This is a genomic window from Streptomyces sp. NPDC058701 (assembly GCF_042715295.1).
GTDB lineage: Bacteria > Actinomycetota > Actinomycetes > Streptomycetales > Streptomycetaceae > Streptomyces.
In genome coordinates this window covers 1-17023 of record NZ_JBHXSY010000077.1, presented here as the reverse complement: position 1 = coordinate 17023, position 17023 = coordinate 1, and the positions used below count along the sequence as shown (strand labels likewise).

The 17023-nt window shown below is 69.5% G+C and carries 19 protein-coding genes and 1 pseudogene; 10 read left to right on the top strand and 10 right to left on the bottom strand.

Going from position 1 to position 17023, the window contains the following annotated elements:
• A pseudogene (locus ACFWW8_RS36695) lies at positions 1-450 on the bottom strand (transposase); the annotation flags it as partial.
• 177 nt (positions 451-627) lie between these two features.
• Between ACFWW8_RS36695 and ACFWW8_RS36690 the strand changes: the two are divergent.
• From ACFWW8_RS36690 to ACFWW8_RS36675, 4 genes are all read left to right on the top strand, one after another.
• On the top strand, positions 628-1536 hold the full coding sequence (locus ACFWW8_RS36690) for a Ku protein (protein ID WP_386536781.1): 909 nt from the start codon (positions 628-630) through the stop codon (positions 1534-1536).
• 778 nt (positions 1537-2314) lie between these two features.
• Positions 2315-3538, top strand: coding sequence for a PP2C family protein-serine/threonine phosphatase (locus tag ACFWW8_RS36685; RefSeq protein WP_386536778.1), 1224 nt, complete (start codon positions 2315-2317; stop codon positions 3536-3538).
• A gap of 425 nt (positions 3539-3963) precedes the next feature.
• A complete protein-coding gene (locus ACFWW8_RS36680) occupies positions 3964-4380 on the top strand; it encodes an ATP-binding protein (RefSeq protein WP_386536775.1) in 417 nt (138 codons plus the stop codon).
• 94 nt (positions 4381-4474) lie between these two features.
• Positions 4475-4804 carry an STAS domain-containing protein gene (locus ACFWW8_RS36675; RefSeq protein WP_386536772.1) on the top strand — a complete coding sequence of 110 codons (330 nt, stop codon included), beginning with the start codon at positions 4475-4477 and terminating at the stop codon, positions 4802-4804.
• 563 nt (positions 4805-5367) lie between these two features.
• Here the strand turns inward: ACFWW8_RS36675 and ACFWW8_RS36670 are convergent.
• Positions 5368-5757 (bottom strand): ATP-binding protein, encoded by a 390-nt coding sequence (locus ACFWW8_RS36670; protein WP_386536770.1) that lies wholly within the window; start codon positions 5755-5757, stop codon positions 5368-5370.
• An 860-nt stretch (positions 5758-6617) separates the two neighbouring features.
• Between ACFWW8_RS36670 and ACFWW8_RS36665 the strand changes: the two genes are divergently transcribed.
• From ACFWW8_RS36665 to ACFWW8_RS36655, 3 genes are all read left to right on the top strand, one after another.
• Positions 6618-6932 carry a MerR family transcriptional regulator gene (locus tag ACFWW8_RS36665; protein ID WP_386536768.1) on the top strand — a complete coding sequence of 105 codons (315 nt, stop codon included), beginning with the start codon at positions 6618-6620 and terminating at the stop codon, positions 6930-6932.
• A 525-nt stretch (positions 6933-7457) separates the two neighbouring features.
• Entirely contained in the window at positions 7458-7763 is a 306-nt protein-coding gene (locus ACFWW8_RS36660) for a DUF6247 family protein (RefSeq protein WP_386536766.1), read from the top strand.
• Entirely contained in the window at positions 7760-8020 is a 261-nt protein-coding gene (locus ACFWW8_RS36655; protein ID WP_383812322.1) for a hypothetical protein, read from the top strand. The genes ACFWW8_RS36660 and ACFWW8_RS36655 overlap by 4 nt, the downstream gene beginning before the upstream one ends.
• Before the next feature lie 393 nt (positions 8021-8413).
• Here the strand turns inward: ACFWW8_RS36655 and ACFWW8_RS36650 are convergent, their stop codons facing one another.
• The 4 genes from ACFWW8_RS36650 to ACFWW8_RS36635 all read right to left on the bottom strand — a co-directional run bounded on the left by ACFWW8_RS36650 (position 8414) and on the right by ACFWW8_RS36635 (position 11792).
• Positions 8414-9115 (bottom strand): hemerythrin domain-containing protein, encoded by a 702-nt coding sequence (locus ACFWW8_RS36650; RefSeq protein WP_386536762.1) that lies wholly within the window; start codon positions 9113-9115, stop codon positions 8414-8416.
• Positions 9116-9165: 50 nt separating this feature from the next.
• Complete coding sequence (locus tag ACFWW8_RS36645) at positions 9166-9639, bottom strand: DUF1360 domain-containing protein (RefSeq protein WP_386536759.1); 474 nt, start codon at positions 9637-9639, stop codon at positions 9166-9168.
• A 268-nt stretch (positions 9640-9907) separates the two neighbouring features.
• Entirely contained in the window at positions 9908-10516 is a 609-nt protein-coding gene (locus ACFWW8_RS36640; protein WP_386536757.1) for a hemerythrin domain-containing protein, read from the bottom strand.
• 79 nt (positions 10517-10595) lie between these two features.
• Positions 10596-11792, bottom strand: coding sequence for a hypothetical protein (locus ACFWW8_RS36635; protein WP_386536754.1), 1197 nt, complete (start codon positions 11790-11792; stop codon positions 10596-10598).
• 663 nt (positions 11793-12455) lie between these two features.
• Here ACFWW8_RS36635 and ACFWW8_RS36630 point away from each other — a divergent pair.
• Positions 12456-12677, top strand: coding sequence for a hypothetical protein (locus tag ACFWW8_RS36630; protein WP_386536752.1), 222 nt, complete (start codon positions 12456-12458; stop codon positions 12675-12677).
• A 288-nt stretch (positions 12678-12965) separates the two neighbouring features.
• Here ACFWW8_RS36630 and ACFWW8_RS36625 read toward each other — a convergent pair whose 3' ends face one another.
• Both ACFWW8_RS36625 and ACFWW8_RS36620 read right to left on the bottom strand, forming a co-directional pair.
• Positions 12966-13277 (bottom strand): hypothetical protein, encoded by a 312-nt coding sequence (locus ACFWW8_RS36625; RefSeq protein WP_386536749.1) that lies wholly within the window; start codon positions 13275-13277, stop codon positions 12966-12968.
• A 366-nt stretch (positions 13278-13643) separates the two neighbouring features.
• Positions 13644-14162, bottom strand: a complete 519-nt coding sequence (locus ACFWW8_RS36620; protein ID WP_386536746.1) for a DUF4142 domain-containing protein — start codon at positions 14160-14162, stop codon at positions 13644-13646.
• A 483-nt stretch (positions 14163-14645) separates the two neighbouring features.
• On the opposite strand from ACFWW8_RS36620, the gene ACFWW8_RS36615 reads away from it, so the two are divergent.
• Positions 14646-14867 carry a hypothetical protein gene (locus ACFWW8_RS36615; protein ID WP_386536743.1) on the top strand — a complete coding sequence of 74 codons (222 nt, stop codon included), beginning with the start codon at positions 14646-14648 and terminating at the stop codon, positions 14865-14867.
• A 226-nt stretch (positions 14868-15093) separates the two neighbouring features.
• Here the strand turns inward: ACFWW8_RS36615 and ACFWW8_RS36610 are convergent, their stop codons facing one another.
• A complete protein-coding gene (locus tag ACFWW8_RS36610) occupies positions 15094-15300 on the bottom strand; it encodes a hypothetical protein (protein ID WP_386536740.1) in 207 nt (68 codons plus the stop codon).
• Between the two features lie 558 nt (positions 15301-15858).
• Here ACFWW8_RS36610 and ACFWW8_RS36605 point away from each other — a divergent pair.
• A complete protein-coding gene (locus ACFWW8_RS36605) occupies positions 15859-16275 on the top strand; it encodes a CBS domain-containing protein (protein WP_386536737.1) in 417 nt (138 codons plus the stop codon).
• Between the two features lie 352 nt (positions 16276-16627).
• On the opposite strand, the gene ACFWW8_RS36600 is transcribed toward ACFWW8_RS36605, so the two are convergent.
• The gene (locus tag ACFWW8_RS36600; protein ID WP_386536734.1) at positions 16628-16966 is read right to left on the bottom strand and encodes a hypothetical protein; all 339 of its coding nucleotides are present in this window, start codon (positions 16964-16966) and stop codon (positions 16628-16630) included.
• Positions 16967-17023 lie beyond the last annotated feature (57 nt).

Sequence of the window (17023 nt, the reverse complement as noted above, 5' to 3'; positions counted from 1 at the left end):
TGACGCCGACGACGAGGGGCAGTCCGTTCGCGTCCGACAGGACGTGCATCTTGGAGCCCGGCTTGCCCCGGTCCACGGGGCTCGGACCTGTGAGTTCGCCCCTTTTTTAGCCCTCACGTGGGCGGAGTCGAGGACCACACGGGACAGGTCGAGGAGGCCGGCGTCGTCGAGCCGGTGCAGAATCTCCTCGTGCAGTCGGCCCCACACTCCGGCCCTCGACCAGATCAGGAACCGGCGATGGGCCGTCGACTTCGATATTCCGAAGCAGGGCGGCAGTGCCCGCCAGGCACACCCGCTGACCAGTACGTAGATGATGGCCGCGAACAGCGTCTCATCAGGAGTGTCCTGCGTCCCGCCGCCCTGCGACCGCACCTTTGACGGTGGGATCAACGGCTTCGCGATCTCCCACAACCCGTTCGGAACAATCCAACTCCAAGTACCCCGCCCCATACCGACTTCAACGACGCCTCACCACATAGGACACGGTCTTAGAGTGGCCAAATTGGACTCAGTCACAGCTGGCTGGGAGACCTGCTCCGTCCCGACGGCCGACCGGCCGTACCGCGGCGGCGCTCGGGCCGGTCGGATGGGACGCTGGATGAGGGGAACAGCGGCACGGATGTTCGTGTGCGTCCTACCTGGTCAGGGGCTATTTCGTTCGGGCTGGTCACCATTCCGATCAAGGTCTACCCCGCTACCGAGTCGCATGCGGTGTCCTTCCGGCAGATCCACCTCGCTGACGGTGGCCGGGTCCGGACCCGGAAGGTCTGCGAGGTCGACGGCCAGGAGCTGCGGCAGGACGAGATCGGCCGCGGCTACGAGACCGCGACGGGCACGCTCGTGGAGATCACCGACGCCGACCTCGACAACATGCCGCTGCCCACCGCGAAGGCGATCGAGATCGTCGCGTTCGTCCCGGCCGACAGCATCGACCCGATCCAGATCGGCGCCTCCTACTACCTCGCCGCGGACGGCGTGGGCGCCAAGCCGTACGAGCTCCTGCGCCAGGCCCTGCAGCGCAGCAGCGAGGTCGCCGTGGCTAAGTTCGCGATGCGCGACCGCGAGCGCCTGGGCCTGCTCCGCGTCCGCGATCAAGTGATGGTGTTGCACGGGCTGCGCTGGCCGGACGAGATCCGCTTCACCGACCAGGTCCCCGTACCCGACACCACCGTCACCGACACCGAGGTCGACGCCGTGGTCGCCCTCGCCGAAACACTGTCCGGGCGCGACATGAGCGAGCTGCGCGACGAGTATCGGGCCGCGCTGGAGCAGGTCATCGCCGCGAAGGCCGGCGGCGAGCGCCCCGCGGCCGCAGAACCGGCCGAGCCCGCATCCGCCGAGGTCGTCGACCTGATGGCCATGCTGGAAAAGTCCGTCGCCGACGCCAAGAGCGCCCGCACCGGCGACGGCGACGCCACCCTCCACCACCTTGCGCCGGAGATGAAGGCGGTGAAGAAGTCGGCCGCCGGCAAGAAGCCCGCGGCGTCCGCCGCCAAGAAGCGGCTGCGAAGCGGAAGCCGCCCCGGCAGCGCCTGAAGAGGCCCAAGCCGGGGAGGGACGGCCGGTGGGTGCCTCGGCCGCGTTACCGGCCGGGCAGGCCTTGCCTCCTCAGTACCGCCGGGCCGGCCCCCCTCATACGCCTTGAGGGCGGCCGCGAGGTGCGACCGGGTCATGAGGAGTCCGTGTCGTTCGGCGTCGGTGAGCTGTCGGCGGATCAAGGCCGCTTCGTACATCGCGAACCGGCGGGGCGCGCGCCAGCAGGCACGGGCGGGCCGGTATGTGTGCTGGTCGTCATGCCGGTACAAAGCCGGTGGAGGGGGCGGGGCGCTCCCCGATGTCGACGAGCGCGGCCGGGCGAGCAGCCCGGCTGGGCCGACGGCCGCGGGTGACTGCCGGTCCGTGTCCGTGTCTGCTGGTTGTTCTGCGTCGTGCCGTGAGGGTGTCAGCGGCGGTGTCGGCTGTGGTGCTGGGGTTCGGCGACGGCCAGAAGTACGAGCGCCGGCCCGAGGGGCAGGAGGAACAGCAGGAGGAGATGCATGCGGCTCTCGTGCCCCCATGGGGGCACCGGACGCCGATGACCATGCTCTCTTTCGGAGGCGTCTCGCTTTACCAGCCTTGGACGGGGAAGGAGAGCGCCCTGCAGCGCTTGCCGGATTGGTGGCAGGCAGGCCTTGCCCAGAGTACCTGTGCCGGGCGTTGCCGGATGCTGGGTGTGTAAGTGCATCCAGTTGGCCGTCTTTGTCCGAAGGATGATGGGGGCGACGTGCGGCTGTGATTCGCTGCCTCACGGAGTACGGACCTTGTGGAGGCTGATGTGGCACGTGATCGGATCGGACTGGCGGAGGTGCTGGCCGCGGCGGAGGCTGCCGCGCCGGTGGACTCCCTCGACGTCGTCGCACGTAATCTGCGGGACCGGTTCAGTGCCCGGTATGTGTCGTTCCTGTTCATCGACATCGTGGGTCGGCGGATGCTGCGCGTCCACGACACCGAGCGCGCGTATGCGGAAGACCGCGCCGAGCGGATCCCCCTGGTCGACAGCAGCATCTACGACGAGGTCCTGCGCACGCAGCGACTGGTGCGGGCGCCGGCCGGCGATGACGGGCAGCGGGTCCTGGCCCCGGTGACGAACCGCGGCGACACCATCGGCGTCCTGGAGCTGTTCCTCACCGAGCCCACCGACGACGTTCTGACGCAGGTGGAGGAGGCGGCGCACGCACTCGCCTACATCATCGTCACCGACCGCCGCTTCACCGACCTCTACCACTGGGGCAACCGCACCACCACGGTCACCGTCGCAGCCGAGATCCAGCGCCAGCTCCTGCCCTCCGCCGCCGCGTGCGAAGCCCCCCAGTTCACCCTCGCCGGCGCCCTGGTTCCAGCCGCCACCATCGCCGGCGACACCTACGACTACAGCCTCGATGCCGACACCCTGCATCTGTCGATCACCGACGCCATGGGCCACGACGTCCACGCCTCCCTGATGGCCACCCTCCTCGTCAACGCCTCCCGCGGCGCCCGCCGCGCCGGAGAAGACCTCGCCGAACAGGCCCGCCAGACCCACCAGGTCCTCCTCGACCACGGCCACCGCACCTTCGCCACCGGCCAGCTCCTGCGCATCGCCCTCGACGGATCCGGCGCCCAGCTCGTCAACGCCGGCCACCCCAAGCCGCTGCGACTGCGCGACGGCACGGTCACCGAACTCGCCCTGGCCGTGAACATGCCCTTCGGCTTCGGCCACCACCCGGGCATCTACCAGGTCCAGGACCTCGACCTGCAACCCGGTGACCGTCTTCTGCTCCACACCGACGGCATGCAGGAACGCGAAGCCGAAGCCGTCGACCTGCCCGGCCTCCTCCGCAAGACCGCGGACGAGCATCCCCGTGAGGTCGTGCGCGCTCTGGTCGGCGCGGTCACCGACGTCTACGACGGCCAGCCGCCGAGAGACGACGCGACCGTACTGTGCCTGGACTGGCACGGACCCCGTCCATCGGGGGCGGTCCTCAAGGGCGCCGCCGGGCGGGCGGAAGACCACGGTTAACCCCGAGACGTGAGGGCAGGTGCGGGTGGACGAAGACTTCCCCGAAGGGCCGTGGATGCCACACCTCTTCCCAGGCATCCGTACGGCCGGGTGGACCTGTTCTTCAGGTGGACAGGCCCCACCCCTTCCGAGACGCCGGTCGGCCTCCTCCCTCCCCGACCGGCGCCTTGGCGCGACCGCATATCGCGAACTCACAGGAATGACAGCACCGTCGATGAACTGCATCCCACCGCGGACGTGACTTTCGGCGTCGACCGGCACCACAGCCTCGTCAGGAACTCGATCTTCGGCCCAGCGGCCGCTGTCGCCCCAAACCGACGGGCTACTACAACGTCCGGTCCCTGCGATGGCATCCTGATCATCACACCGCGGCCCGCACGGGCTGGGACGGCATGACTCCCGCGGCGAAGAGCAGGTGATCACGGATGGACACGCCTACATCGGCTGACGGCACCCCCGGGTCGCACCGTCACGAGGCCGGCGGCCTACCGGCTGTTACCACGGCGGCCGCTGCCCGCCGCCACGTCAGCGAGTCTCTGCAGCGGACCGGCGTCGGCCTCGACAGTGTGATCGCCGCGGACGCCCTCACGGTCACCACCGAGCTCGTCACCAACGCGACCCGCCACGGCGGCGGCATCACCCTCTTCCGCACCGACATCACCGGTGACGCCCTGCACGTGTCGGTCGGCGACGCGAGTACCCGCACCCCAACCGCCCGCCGAAGCGATCCCGGCCAGCCCGGCGGATACGGATGGCCCCTCATCCAGCGCCTGGCCGAACACATCGACATCACCCTCCATCCCGGCGGCAAGACCATCAGAGCCGTACTGCGCCTGCACTGATCCCGCTTCCCCCGTGCCCGGGAAGGCTGCCGGTGAATGCCCGCGGGCTGGGCAGGCTGGGAGCATGATCCCTACGTGTGCTCAAGGAGGCGTCGTGGAACCGACGGTGACCGTTCTGCTCAATCGTGACGGGCAGCGGGTGGTGCGGTGCGCGGGCGAGTTCGAGTTCAGCACCCTCGCCCCGCTCCAAGCCGCATGCGATACAGCCCTCGCGGAGGCCAGGGTCGAGCGGCTGGTCCTGGACGTCCGCGATGTCACCTTCGGCGACTCCACCTTCCTGAACCTGCTCCTCACCCTGTCCGGCGCAACCGATCTGCGCCTGCTCGGCCCCCTGCCGCGCCAGCTCGCCCGCCTCCTGGCCGTGACCGGCACCGACCAGATACTCACCATCGAGGACGCCACCGCCGGCAAGGTTGCCGAGTAGCAGGAACGGGCCCCGGGGATCTCGCCGCAGGCCGCCGAGCCGCGAAGCCGCGCCTCCCGCCTGCCCGCCGCGGAGCCGGAGTCCGCGCAGGCTGACATGTCGTCGTGTAGTTCTTCGGCGCGTTCGTGCTGCGCGAGAGCCTGTCCGAGGCCGAACCAGGTCGCCGGCCAGGTGGCGATGAAGATTCCCCACCGGTCGGCCCGGTCGATGCCCGCCGGTTCCACCTTCATCAACGTCAGCCACGAGGCGATGGACAGCCCGATGGTCAGGCAGGCGACGGTGTTCGCTCCCCAAGCCCTTGTCGTGCAGCATCTTGACGATCACGGCGCCCCTCGCGATTCGACAGCCGAGCCTCAACGTCGCCCACACGCCGGTCGCACGCATCCGGGGCACAGCAGCCCCGTAGATCCGCGCCGAGCGGGCCCTGCGGGGACGCGTGACGTCGGAGCTGGATCGCGTCCACGACGCGCCCCCCGGGATGGTGCTCGCGGATGTGTGCGCCCATCTGGTGGCCCGGCAGGAACGGCTGTCCGTCCGGTTTCCCGGCTGGGGCGCCGGTGGTGCTACCGGGCGAGGAGGGCGCTGACGGTTTTGCCACCGACCGGGTGGAGGGTGACGGCGGTGGTGTGGGCGAGGCGGTTGACCATAAGCCAGCCGAAGCCTCCGGTGCCCCCGTTCAGATCGGGGGTGCGCATGCGCGGGGTCCGCGGACTGCTGTCGTGGACGGCCACCTCGACGCTGTCGGGGTGCGCGGCCAGGTCCATGGTGCAGGTCCCGCCGCCGTGGCGCAGGGCATTGGTGACGAGCTCGGAGACGACCATGACCACGGTCTCGGCGGCCTCGGCCGTGGTCGCCGGCCGGAGGTCTGCGAGGAAGCGCCGGGCGCTGTCGCGAGCTCCGGCGACGGATGTGGCGGAGCTGGCGGGTACGACGGTGACGGTCATCGTGTCCATGCAGGTCACCCAAATCTCTGATCGTCGATGCGCGGTCCCGTATGTCCGGTGCTTGTGCCCCGGCCTGTGAGGGTTAACCCGGAGATGACCACCTTGCACCCCGCCTCCAGCACTGTTCAAGATTGATTACCTCGCCGCCCAACGCCCGAAAATCTATGTCGGCTGGATTAGACATTGAGCGGTGGTGTGGTTATGGTTTCTCTCGTAACGCAGAGAGACCGCAGGGCCTTGCAGGGACGAACTGCCGGGCAATCAGTACACGCAGTACCCGCATGACGGTGCGGTGGTGGAGTTCCGAAGCCAGATTTAGTTGCATGGCGGCGACGGGGCTGACGACCGGACCGGGTGGCCTGCAGTGATCAGGGGCCACCGCAGTAGTGCAGTCGCAGTACCAGCAGTGAGCAGTACCTCGGTGGAGGCGTCGATGGTGGGCGCGCGCACCGGGAGGTTCGGCAGTGGGGTTCCAAGCCAGAGCAGATGCAGGACGGGCGACGGGGCTGGCTGCCGGAGCGTGGCGCTCGGTGAGGTCGCGCGCAGTACCAGCAGTTCTGAGTGGAGCAGTATCCGCAGTTCGCAGTATCAGCAGGTAAGTAGTTGATCACCCGAGGGATGAACGGAGGGATTGGGCGCCATCAGGATCGCCCGGGCCGAGGTCTGAGTCCGGGTACCGCAGGACATCGTTAGTGAGGTGGTCCCCGGTCGAGCAACCGCGATCCCCGCAACCCCGACAGCAGTCCGGTCGGGTAGGCGGAAACAGTAGGCCGGCGCAGTTCCTGGGCCGGCAGATGGTGTAGCAGTTCCTTCGGGGCCCTGGTGCCATAGGCACCAGGGCCCCTCCGCGTGGTTCACAGAGAGGTGCGATGACCGCAGACGACTCGTTCGGCCGTCTCGACGACGACGACTCCCCCGCCTACACGATGGGCCGGGCCGCCGACATGCTCGGCACCCCACAGAGCTTTCTGCGCGCGATCGGCGAGGCCCGCCTGATCACCCCGCTCCGCTCCGCCGGCGGCCACCGGCGCTACTCCCGCTACCAGCTGCGCATCGCCGCCCGCGCCCGCGAGCTCGTCGATCAGGGCATGCCCGTCGAGGCGGCCTGCCGGATCGTCGTCCTGCAAGACCAGCTCCAGGAGGCGCAGCGCCTCAACGCCGAGCACCAGCAGGCCGCTGCCTGATCCGCCTGGCCCACCTTCACGAGCCGATGTGGAGAACCCCCACATCGGCCATTCCTTATCCCCTGTCCAGCCGAGCTGCGCAGCAGCCGCCTGGTCCTGGCCGGCCCCCCGTCCCGCGTCCTGGAACTCACCCAAGCCGGCCAGCTGTTCCCGACGGCAGGCAGCGTGGAAGAGGCCCGCACCCAGGCGGTGTAGTCCTTGGGTGCAACAGGCGGGGCGTCCGGAGGAGTGCTGGAGCGGATCGCCGCCCGTGTCGGGCGGGAGGCGGCCGGCGAGCTGCGCGCGGCGGCGTGTCCGCCGAGACGGTCGCTACCGGGCTCGGGACCACCCGCTCCGAGGCCCTGGTTCCCTCCTGGCCGCGCAGGACAGCTAGCGACGGCCTTGGCAGCTGAGACCAAGGCGTAGAACAAGCCGGCGCAGCCGTCGCGATCGTGGACGCCCCTGGAAGACTGCTCCGCCGGAACGGTCCCGGCCTAGGCTGCGGCGTTCTACGGTGGCCGGTAGCACCCGCCGCAGGAGGAGCCGATGAGCGCCCAGCCCGACCACACACCCGCCGCCTCGTACGCGCCCGCACCCGGCGCTGCGGCTGAACTCCTCGCCCAGCTCCGGGGAGACCGCCGTGCCGAGCAGTGGGTGCCGGCTTTCGAGCGGGACTGGGCCAAGGCCCTGGAGGACGCCCGCCACGCCTACAGCCTCACACCTCTGCACGAGGTGGTGCGCACCTGGCAGCTGCGCGCGGCCGCGGCCCCGGACGTCGACGCCTTCATGGACTCCGGCCAGGACGACGCCGACTTCGTGGACCTGGACGACGTCCTCGGCGGCCGCCCGTGACCGAACAGCCGTGGGCAGTGCGCCTGTCCCCGCAGGCTGCGAAGACCCTCGCCGAGCTGCCCGAGCCGGCCCGGGAGACGGTCCGCGACGTCCTGGACATCGCGGTGCGCGCCCCGTGGGGCTGGCCCCAGTGGAACGCCGGCGATCCCGAGGGGCAGGACGTCCGGGCCGCGTCCGTGGGCCAGCTCTCCGTCGTGTACGTGGCCAACCGGCTCACGCGGCGGCTGTCCGTCCTGGGCATCGTCTGGCTGGGTTAGGTCCTGGTCGGCGACTGCTGCACCTAAGGGCTGTCCCTGCCCGCCGCCCGCAGTGGCCTGCCGACATCCCCGTCGTCATGGACTGGACTGCCGTCCTCGCCGTCTTCACTTCGACCTTCCTTCTCGGCGCCGCTTACGGCGCCCTCGCCGCAACCCGCCGCCTCGGCAACACCCTCAACCGCACCAAGGCCTGATGCCCGCTGGGCTGAGCAAGCCGACCTGTACGAACGCGAGGCCAGCCGACATCCCGGGTTGCCCGCGATGACGCGCGAGCAGCTGATCAAGGCTTGCGAGAAGGCGTAAGCGGTGTGATCGACCGGCTGACCGCCCGGAACCGGGGAGGCGACGGTGTTCGTCTCTGCGGCCTGGTCCTGGCCGGTGAACGCCGAGTCGTTATCGCGCGCGGTATCGCCGATTGCGCAGGAGAACGAAGCCCAGACCGGCCGCAAGGACGGTGGTCGTCAGCACCGCGGCGATCGGGCGGGCTGATGAGGTGCCGGGTGGGGCGGGGCGGAGCGCGTCGCGGACCCGGTCGTGGACGCTGAGGGGGATGCCGGCCAGGGCGTTGCCGGGGGGTCGGCGGGAAACGGCGGGGTGGGGTCGGGTGGGGGAGGTACGCCGTACGGTCTCCCACGTGGTGCCGAGCCGCCGCAGCCGGGCGGTGTCGTGGCCGAGCGCCTCCTGGAGGCGCGGTAGCAGGATGTCCTCCTCGTCGCGGATGTCCTGCCGGATCAGAGCGAAGGCAGCGGCGGTGAGCTGGTCGTGCCTGGGATCGTCCGGGTCGGTGCTTTGAATCTCGATGGCGAGCTCGTTGATCTGCTGGTGCTCTTCCTCCACCTGCGAGGTGAGTTCCTCACCGTCGGGAGCGAGCCGTCGCAGGGCGGGCCACAGTACGGTTTCCTCGGCGAAGGCGTGGCTGAAGGTGAGCTGGAAGATGTCCTTGAGCGTCTGCTGCCGTTCCGCCGGCGGAAGCCCGCCGGATTCGTACCGGTGCATGAGGCGATCGAGTTCCTCGTGGTCGCGACGCTGGCGGGCCAGAACGCTGGACTGCCCGCCGAGCTCCTCGACGCTCTGCAGGGTGATGGACCGGGACATCGGCAGACCTTTCCGTCAGGTGTCGCGCTGGGAGAGCGCACGGCCGCAGGTCAGTGACCCGTACGTTCTGCGAGAGCCGCGTGTCCGAACTGCAGGGCGTCCGAGAGGGTCAGCGCAGTCAGGGCGCCGGTTACTGTGCGGGTGGCTTCCGGCCAGATGGTGCGGGCGCCGGTGAAGGTGGTGACGATCCACACGCTCAGGCAGAAGGGGCAGCTGATCAGCTCGCCTACTGTCGTGCGGCCGGGCTCCTCGCGGGGGGTCTCGTTGAGTTCGGCCGGGGCGCCCGCGCCGTCCACCTGCGTGAACGGGGCGCGCACGGGCCGTGTCACCGTGGCCTTGGCGATCAGCCGACTGAGCCGGAATGTGGCGGTGGCGATAAGCGCGAGGTCCCAGGGCCCGGGCGGGGCGGGCCGCGTCCTTCCGCTCCGGCGCTGCAGCACCGTCCAGCCGGCCGCGTATCCGGCGAACCCGGCCATCGCGCACAGGTGCCCGCCGTGGGACCGCAAACCCTGGAGTGTGGCCATCGATGTCCCTCGTTCCGCCTGATAAGAGCGTCACGGCGTAGGCGCCGTGGTCGGCAGCTGGTGGGCTTTCGAGGCAGCGCCTACCCGGCACCGGCCAGAGAACACACCGCACCGTGAACCAGGGCAGGGAGCACTTTTCGACGGCCGGAAACCGGCGGGACCCCCGGGCGGGGTCGACTGGTATCCCCGACGGCCTTCCCTCGGGTGTAACAAGAGGGAAGGCCGACTGCGCGTTCACTGCCGGCATCATCGCCTGCGGGGGAGTTCCTCAGGCGTCCGGGTCGGAGTCTTTGTCCATGACTCCGCGGATGGCGTCGCGGGTGCGGTCTACCAGCGCGGCCATGGGGCCGAGCATCATGTTGGCGGACGCGCTCTCCGCACCGGGGTGGGGGTGGGTCGGTGCCATCTTCTCCGCCGCCCGGACCGCCTTGGCCATGGTCATGAGACGGGCGGGGGAGCTGGTGCGGCGCAGCAGGGCGAATTCGTACCGTTCCTCGGCGCGGGCGTGCACGAGCACGGCGTCGCGCAGGGAGAGCAGCATCGGCATGAACTTCGGATCGCTGGTGTCCATGCCCTCCAGGCTCGTCAGCATCTCCTTGGCCGCGTTCTCCTCCGCGAGGCGTTCCTGCACGACATCGTCACCGCCGTCGAAGGCGCCGCGGGCGTACGGGTGCACGACTTCTTCTTCCGCCGTCTCGTGGACGGCCAGGAGCCGGACCAGACGGTCGAAGGCGTCCTTGCGGTCCTCGCCGTCGCTCAGCCGTACTTCGTCGAAGAGGCTGTGGATCTGCCCGTGCTGGCGCACAAGGAGAGCCACCACGTCCTCGCCGGCTGCGGGGTCACCCGCCTGCTTCTCGTCGTCCTGTACGTCCTTCACGACATCCTCCTGGAGATCGGGTCTGTTCCCGGCGCCGCATGACACTCGGTCGCCGGCCGGCTGTACTCGACCGGCCCCTTCACGCGCGTTGCGCGGGGTCGGGGTGGGGGCCCTCGGTCTCCACGCGGTAGTCGCGCCCGAACATCTCCTGGTGCTGCTGCATGACCCGGTCGCTGGGCGGCGCCTCCCCGCCGTGGATCGTTGCCTGCATCTCCTCGAAGCGCTCGTGCGCCTCCCGCACGTAGCCGGCTCCGAGGGTGGTCAGGTCGATCTGGGTGGCCAGCAGTTCCCGCAGGTAGGCCTTGTTGGGTTCGAACGTGAGCACATTCGGCAGCTCCGGCGCGAGGATTTCCTCCGGCTCCCGCCCGTCGTGGCGGCGCATCAGGTCGCACGCGATCCGAAGGTGCTCCAGCTCCATGTTCAGGTGCAGCTCCCACACCGCCTTCACCTTGGGGTGGCTCTCCTGCTCCATGAAGGAGTGGTACAGGTAGCACTCGTTGTACTCGTGGGTGACCAGCTGCTCCCACCACGTCTCGCCCGGATCGACCAGGGACTCGTAGTGGGTGACGTGCTCCTCCTCGATGAGGCCGATCTCCTGGTAGAGCTGCCGGGCGATGGGCTCCATGTAGGTGGGGCCTGTGTTCATGTAGAAGTTCATTGTCTGCTGCTCCGCCGACAGGATCGTCAGCGCGTGCAGCCTCGACAGGGGATCCGTCCGGTTCTTGTCGTAGGGGTCACGCACGTTGTCCACCGGGTTGCGGTGGTGCATGGGGGTCGGCCGGCCCGGCATCACCTCGGTCAGACCGTCCACGATCGCCTCGGCCTTGCGGTGCTCGATCATCTCGTACAGGTTCGCGTACCGGTACAGGTGGTCGAAGTCCTCAAGTACCCCGAACTCGTACGCCTGCTTGAGGTACGGGTCCGGCTCCATGCGCGCCACCCACGCCGTCAGGTCCACCGCTACCTGCTCGTAGGCGATCGTCGTCTCCAGCACCGAGGAAACGCCGGGAAACAGCCAGTTGACGACCTTCTGCTGCTGCGCCTCGATGTACCGGGTGCGGGCGAGCTGCCGCTTGACCTCCGGATCAACGCAGTTGCGGGCGAGGTTGTGGCCGAAGAGGATCGCCTCGACCTCGATTCCGTTCATCGTGATGATGCGGCACCGGGTGTACGGGTCACTCGCGTCCGGATCGATGGGAGTGACGTTCAGCTCCCGCCAGCTGCGCAGTTGACGGTCGAGAGGGATACCGCGGTGTTCGAGCGGGTTGAAGGCCATGACGGGCACGGCTTCCCAGGAAGTTCGTCCCGCGCACCTCGGGCGGAGCACGAGTACAGACCTGGGACCACGCGTGCCCCGGAGGACCGTATGAAACGGCGAAATCCAGACAGAACGGGGCCAGGCGCCCCCCAAGGTCTCAGTTGCGGCATGCCACGCGAGGCTGATCCGGTCCCCTAACGCGCCGAGTCACTCTGATGGGCCAGCCAGCCGTCGTGCTGCTCGGCCGTGTCTGGCAGCACGGAGGGGCTGGCCAGGCACGGCAGCGCCTTCCGGCTCTCGGACGGCTGGAACACGGCGGGCAGGGCCACCGCCCCTCAGCCCGCCTCCGAAAGCCGCACCACCGTTGGTCGCGGGGAGGCCCGCCTTCGTCCGCTGCACGAAGCGACAGCCGATAGTGCGCAAACCATGCGCTGGAGCCGGCGGCCGGGCGGTGCCTGCAGTGCGGATCCCACCGTAGGCATCGCGGTCGCCCGGGAAGCTTCGGCGGCTGCCCGGCGTATACGCCGCCCCAAAGATCGCCCGGCCGGCCTTGGCCACGGGCCCCCGTCGTCGGCAAACGGGTACACCCCGGGCGAGGGCTGCGGCTGTGTCCGCGTGCTGGGGAATCGATGGACGGTGATGCCGGGACCGGCCCGGCACCCGTGAGAGAGGAACCGCGTAATGGAGCAGTCTGAGCTGGAGAGCAAGATTCAGACGCTGGAGACCAGCCTGGCCGTCCAGGAAGCGACCATGGCGGGGGCGCAGGCGACGCAGGCGGCGACGCAGGCGGGGATGACCTCGACGTTCGGCGCGACGCAGGCGGGGACGTGGTCGGTGATGGCCGTCGGCAGTGTCGCGCTGGTGGTGGGGATCTTCCTCGGCATGGCCATCGCCAGGGACTGACGCCTCCTCCCGCCCTACCGGGAGCCACCGTCTTGCTCTGCGCCGCCCTCTGCCCGGCCTGATGGCCGGGCAGAGGGCGGCTCGCTGCGAGGCGCTGTTGGCCCAGCACAGGTCACAGCCACCTTGCGCGGTGAGGACTTCCCCCAAGCGGGAGGGAGAAGGCCGTGGTGGCGCCGGGATCACCCGGATGCCGCGCAGCGACTGCGCAGGAGACGCGGCGAGCGGGGCCCGGGCCGACTGGGCGACGAGGTCTCGCGTGCGGCTGGGCTTCTCCCCCGTGATGCGGGGTCAGGAGCCGTTGTCGTCGTAGTTGTCCCGGCTGCCGGACTTGGCCAGCCCGCGGCTGAGCATGTAGCCGACGGTGAGGATCACGATGTACATCCATGCCTGGTCGGCGCGGAAGTAGTCGCGGTGGCCCTCTTCGGTGCCCACGAGCATGGACGCGATGAGGACCGCGATGACGGCAGCGATGTAGACGAAGAACTCCGTCGTCTTCAGGGCCGACTTCGTCTCGGTCGACAGCCGGCGCGTCCGGTGTCCGGACACGTCGGCACTGGTGCTCCGGCGGCCTGAGGTGCCGCCCGGGTTCGCGGTGGTCATGGCGGTGTCCAATCCGTCGTGCGGAGCACGGAGTGCTCCACGGGGCGGGAGGCGCCATGATCGACGCCGTCCCACCAGGCGACTACCCGAAAACCGGCGAGTAAGCATCGCGTAAAGAACAAATCACGCAAATGGCCTGCTCGGCCCTCTGCTCACAGGGTTGGCGGTGTCTCCACCGGCGACGAGCTCGAGGCCAAGCTTCGAAGGCCTCGTTGCCCCGAGTCGTTGCCCGAGTCGGACCCGGGCTGGGCAGGGCGAAGCTCGAACGCTCGTGTGCCGGTCGAGCACGCGTAGTGCCTGGCGGGGACACCCTGCAACCCCAGGTTCCGCCCCCGGTGCGGTGCGGTTATGCGGGACGAGGCATCCTCACGTGTGGCAGGTCCCGCCGCGGACCATGTCCAGATGCATGGCTACCACCGGGCGGGCCTTCTTCGCCGCAGCGGTGGTCTCCGTGTCCGTGCCCTGGCTGATCTGCTGGTCGATCAGCGTGAGCGTCTTGGCGTGACCGGCTTCCTGGGCCATCAGCCACGCCTTGTCGTAGTCGGGACTGCCCGCCTTGGACCGGACGTCGGCGAGCGCGTTCTGCTGCTCAGGGGTCGGGGCTCCCGGCAGGGAGACGTCACCCTTCTTCGCCAGCGCGGAGAGCTCCGCGTCGAGCTTGGTGTGATCGCTGACCAGAGTGGCACCGGCCTGCTTGACGCACGACGTGGTCGCGTTCTTCTGCGCGTCCTGACCGGCGGCTATCTCCGCCAGGTTGCTCTGGTGAGCCATCTGCATGAAACGCGCATCGGCACTGTCCGGAGCCGGCGCGGCGGCAACTGCCGACACCCCCGAACACGCCAGGGAAGCCGTGAACACCGCAATCGTCAAAAATCTTGCACGCATGGTTCCTCCCAGCCCGCGGGCGGCCCGAGCGGCCGGCAAGACCGCGGCACCCGGCGCCTGTCCATACCGCCCGAGAACAAACACACACGCTGGCGCAGCAGCAGTCCTGCGCCGTCGGCATGTGCCAAAAACGCCGGAAACGCCTTCACGGTCTACGGGCAATCGACATACATGCTTGGCACGTCCAACCGCACCTGCTCACTGGGACCCCCTTCGAGGGCACGTCGCGGAGCTCGCTGGCGCCGGGCTTCGGCGCGAGGTACGGAGCGGCGGTGCCAAGGCTGGAGGCCCTCGGCATCCCTGATCCAGTCACTCTGCCAGTTACGCCGCGGAGCTCGAACGCAACCGTTCGCCTCCACCCGCAGGTACCCGCCCCTCGCCCGTCACCGCGGAGTTCACATCAGGGCCAAGACGGGTATAACGGCCGTCCGATATGCGGCCTGCGGCGGGTCCAGTCAGCCCGTGGCTACAAGGCGGTGACCAATGTCCCAATGCAAGATCCCCGACTACCGTACCGGCCGACGTGGCCGCCACTGGACGCACGCTCTGCGCAGCGCGCAGAAGGCCGGAGCCGTCATCGTCACCGACGACACAGGCGAATCAGTCATCTACACCCACGACCACACAACGCCCGCATGTTTCCGCCCCTGGATCACCGCCGCCGGGGTCCGCTACGACAGCCACGACGTACACGCCGAATGGTGACCGCCGTCGGACACGGCACAGCCGGCCTTCACCCAGGCACGCCTGGGTGAAGAGCCTTCTCCCGCCCGCGGCCGCTGGGACCTGCCGGGGCGGTGTGGAACTCAATGACCCCACGCTGTGATCGGGGCAGCGATTGCTATCGGCGTACAGGCGCAGACCCAGCAGCGGGTTCGAAGCCCGCCTCAATGCAGCGCTGCCGTCCGGCCGGGCCTTGGGGGTGGGGCTGCTACAGCTCGTCGCCCTCGACGTCGCCCTCGCTCACCAGGTCTTCCTCGCGGCGGCGTTTGGTCTCTTCGTCCAGGCCGCGGGAGGCTTTCTCCGGCTGCTGGGGACGCCCCGGGGCCCGGCCCGCAGAAGGCTGGCGCTGCGTCCCCGTCTTCTCAGGCCCCTCGCTCAACCGACCCGGCTGCTGCCGCTTGTCCTGCTCGCTCATGACGATGGCTCCTCGCGGTGTGGAAGTCTTACCGGCACCACGCTGACACGATCAATGACCCGTTGCATCATTTCGGTCACACAGTGTCGCAAGAGTGAAGGCGGTCCCCGTCCAGGCGCGTCCGGCAGCCCGTCCCGGAAGCCGGCCCGACGATGAGGCGCAACACCCCCGAGCCGTCAGGAGCCCCCCAAGCTGGAGCGCAAGCAGCTCAAGGACCGTACCCAGGTCACGTTTGTCCTGCCCGCGGAGACGCCACCCGGCCCGGTCAGCGTCGTCCGCGACTTCAACGACTGGCAGCCCGGCATCCACACCCTGGAACCCCGGAAGGACGGCATGCGTGCCGTCACCGTCGCCCTGCCCGGCAAGAGCGTCCACTCCTTCCGCTACCTCGCCGCGGGCGACCGCTGATTCGACGAGGACCACGCGGACGGCCACGACGGCACCAACAGCCGCCTGCACACCTGAGTGCCGCCCCGGCAAAGCTCACACGCCGAGCAGCCCCGCCCCTGCCAACCCGAGCACGGCCCATACGCAGCCACAGACAAGGAGCCCGACCGCATGACCACGGCCCGCGACATCATGACGGAAGACGCCGAGTGCATCGGCGCGCAGGAGACGGTCCTTGAGGCCGCGAAGAAGATGACGCAGATGGGCGTCGGCGCGCTGCCGATCTGCGGCGAGGGCGACAAGCTCAAGGGCATGCTCACCGACCGCGACATCGTGGTGAAGGTCCTGGGCGCGGGCAAGGACCCCGGCCAGGTGAAGGCCGGCGAGCTGGCGCAGGGTGAGGTGGTCACCATCGGCGCCGACGACGACGCCGCCGAGATCCTGGCCACCATGAGCGAGCACCAGGTACGCCGCCTGCCCGTCATCGACGGCCACCGCCTGGTCGGCATCGTCGCCCAGGCGGACGTCGCCCGCGCCCTGCCCGACCCCCAGGTCGCAGACCTCCTGCAGGCACTCTCCGTCGAGTGATACCCGTCTGGCGACAGGCCACCTCCGGGTTCAGCCCACCCGGACAGTGACCTTAGGCCAACGTGTGGCGTTAGCGATGAGCCGGAGCGGCGCACCTTCCCGGGCCGCCCGCTCCGGCGCCTCCGGCGACCCGTTCGGACCAGACGAGATGGCGATGCCCGACTCGACGCGGGGCGTCGGCGACGGTCGACTACGCGACCCGCACTACGGCCCCGGAGTATCCGCCCGGGGCCCGTCCGCTGTGCTCTGTGCTTCCCGCGCCCCGTGTCCATGCCCGCCGCCTGCCTGGGTTGCCCCGACCGGCTCGACGCAGCTCGGGGGCATCCCTGCACGGCATCGGCGGGAGCGTGCTTCAGCGGCGGCAGAGGAGAATCAGGACGGCTGTCCAGAGAGCGAAGACGCCTGCCGCCAGGCCGGTGGCGCGCCGGCACAGCTCACCGTACCGGTGTGCGTACTCGTCTTTGAGTTCCGCCGCCCGCGCCACGGTCGTGGCCAGCATCTCCCGGCGCATGCTCAGGTGGCGGTGGGCGAAGCGGTCGCTGATCGCGTCCTGTTCGTCGGGGCCGAGCCAGGTAAGGGTGCGCGCGAAGGCCTGCCCTTCCTCGCGTGCCTCCCGAAGGGCTGCCTGACTCATCAGGAAGCCCTCGATCCGGGCCAGCCCGGCTGCCGTCTCGTCCCGTCCCTCGCTCATCAGCGTAGTCCCCGCTATTCGGCCTGGTCCGGACCCGAGCCGGACACTGATCCCCGC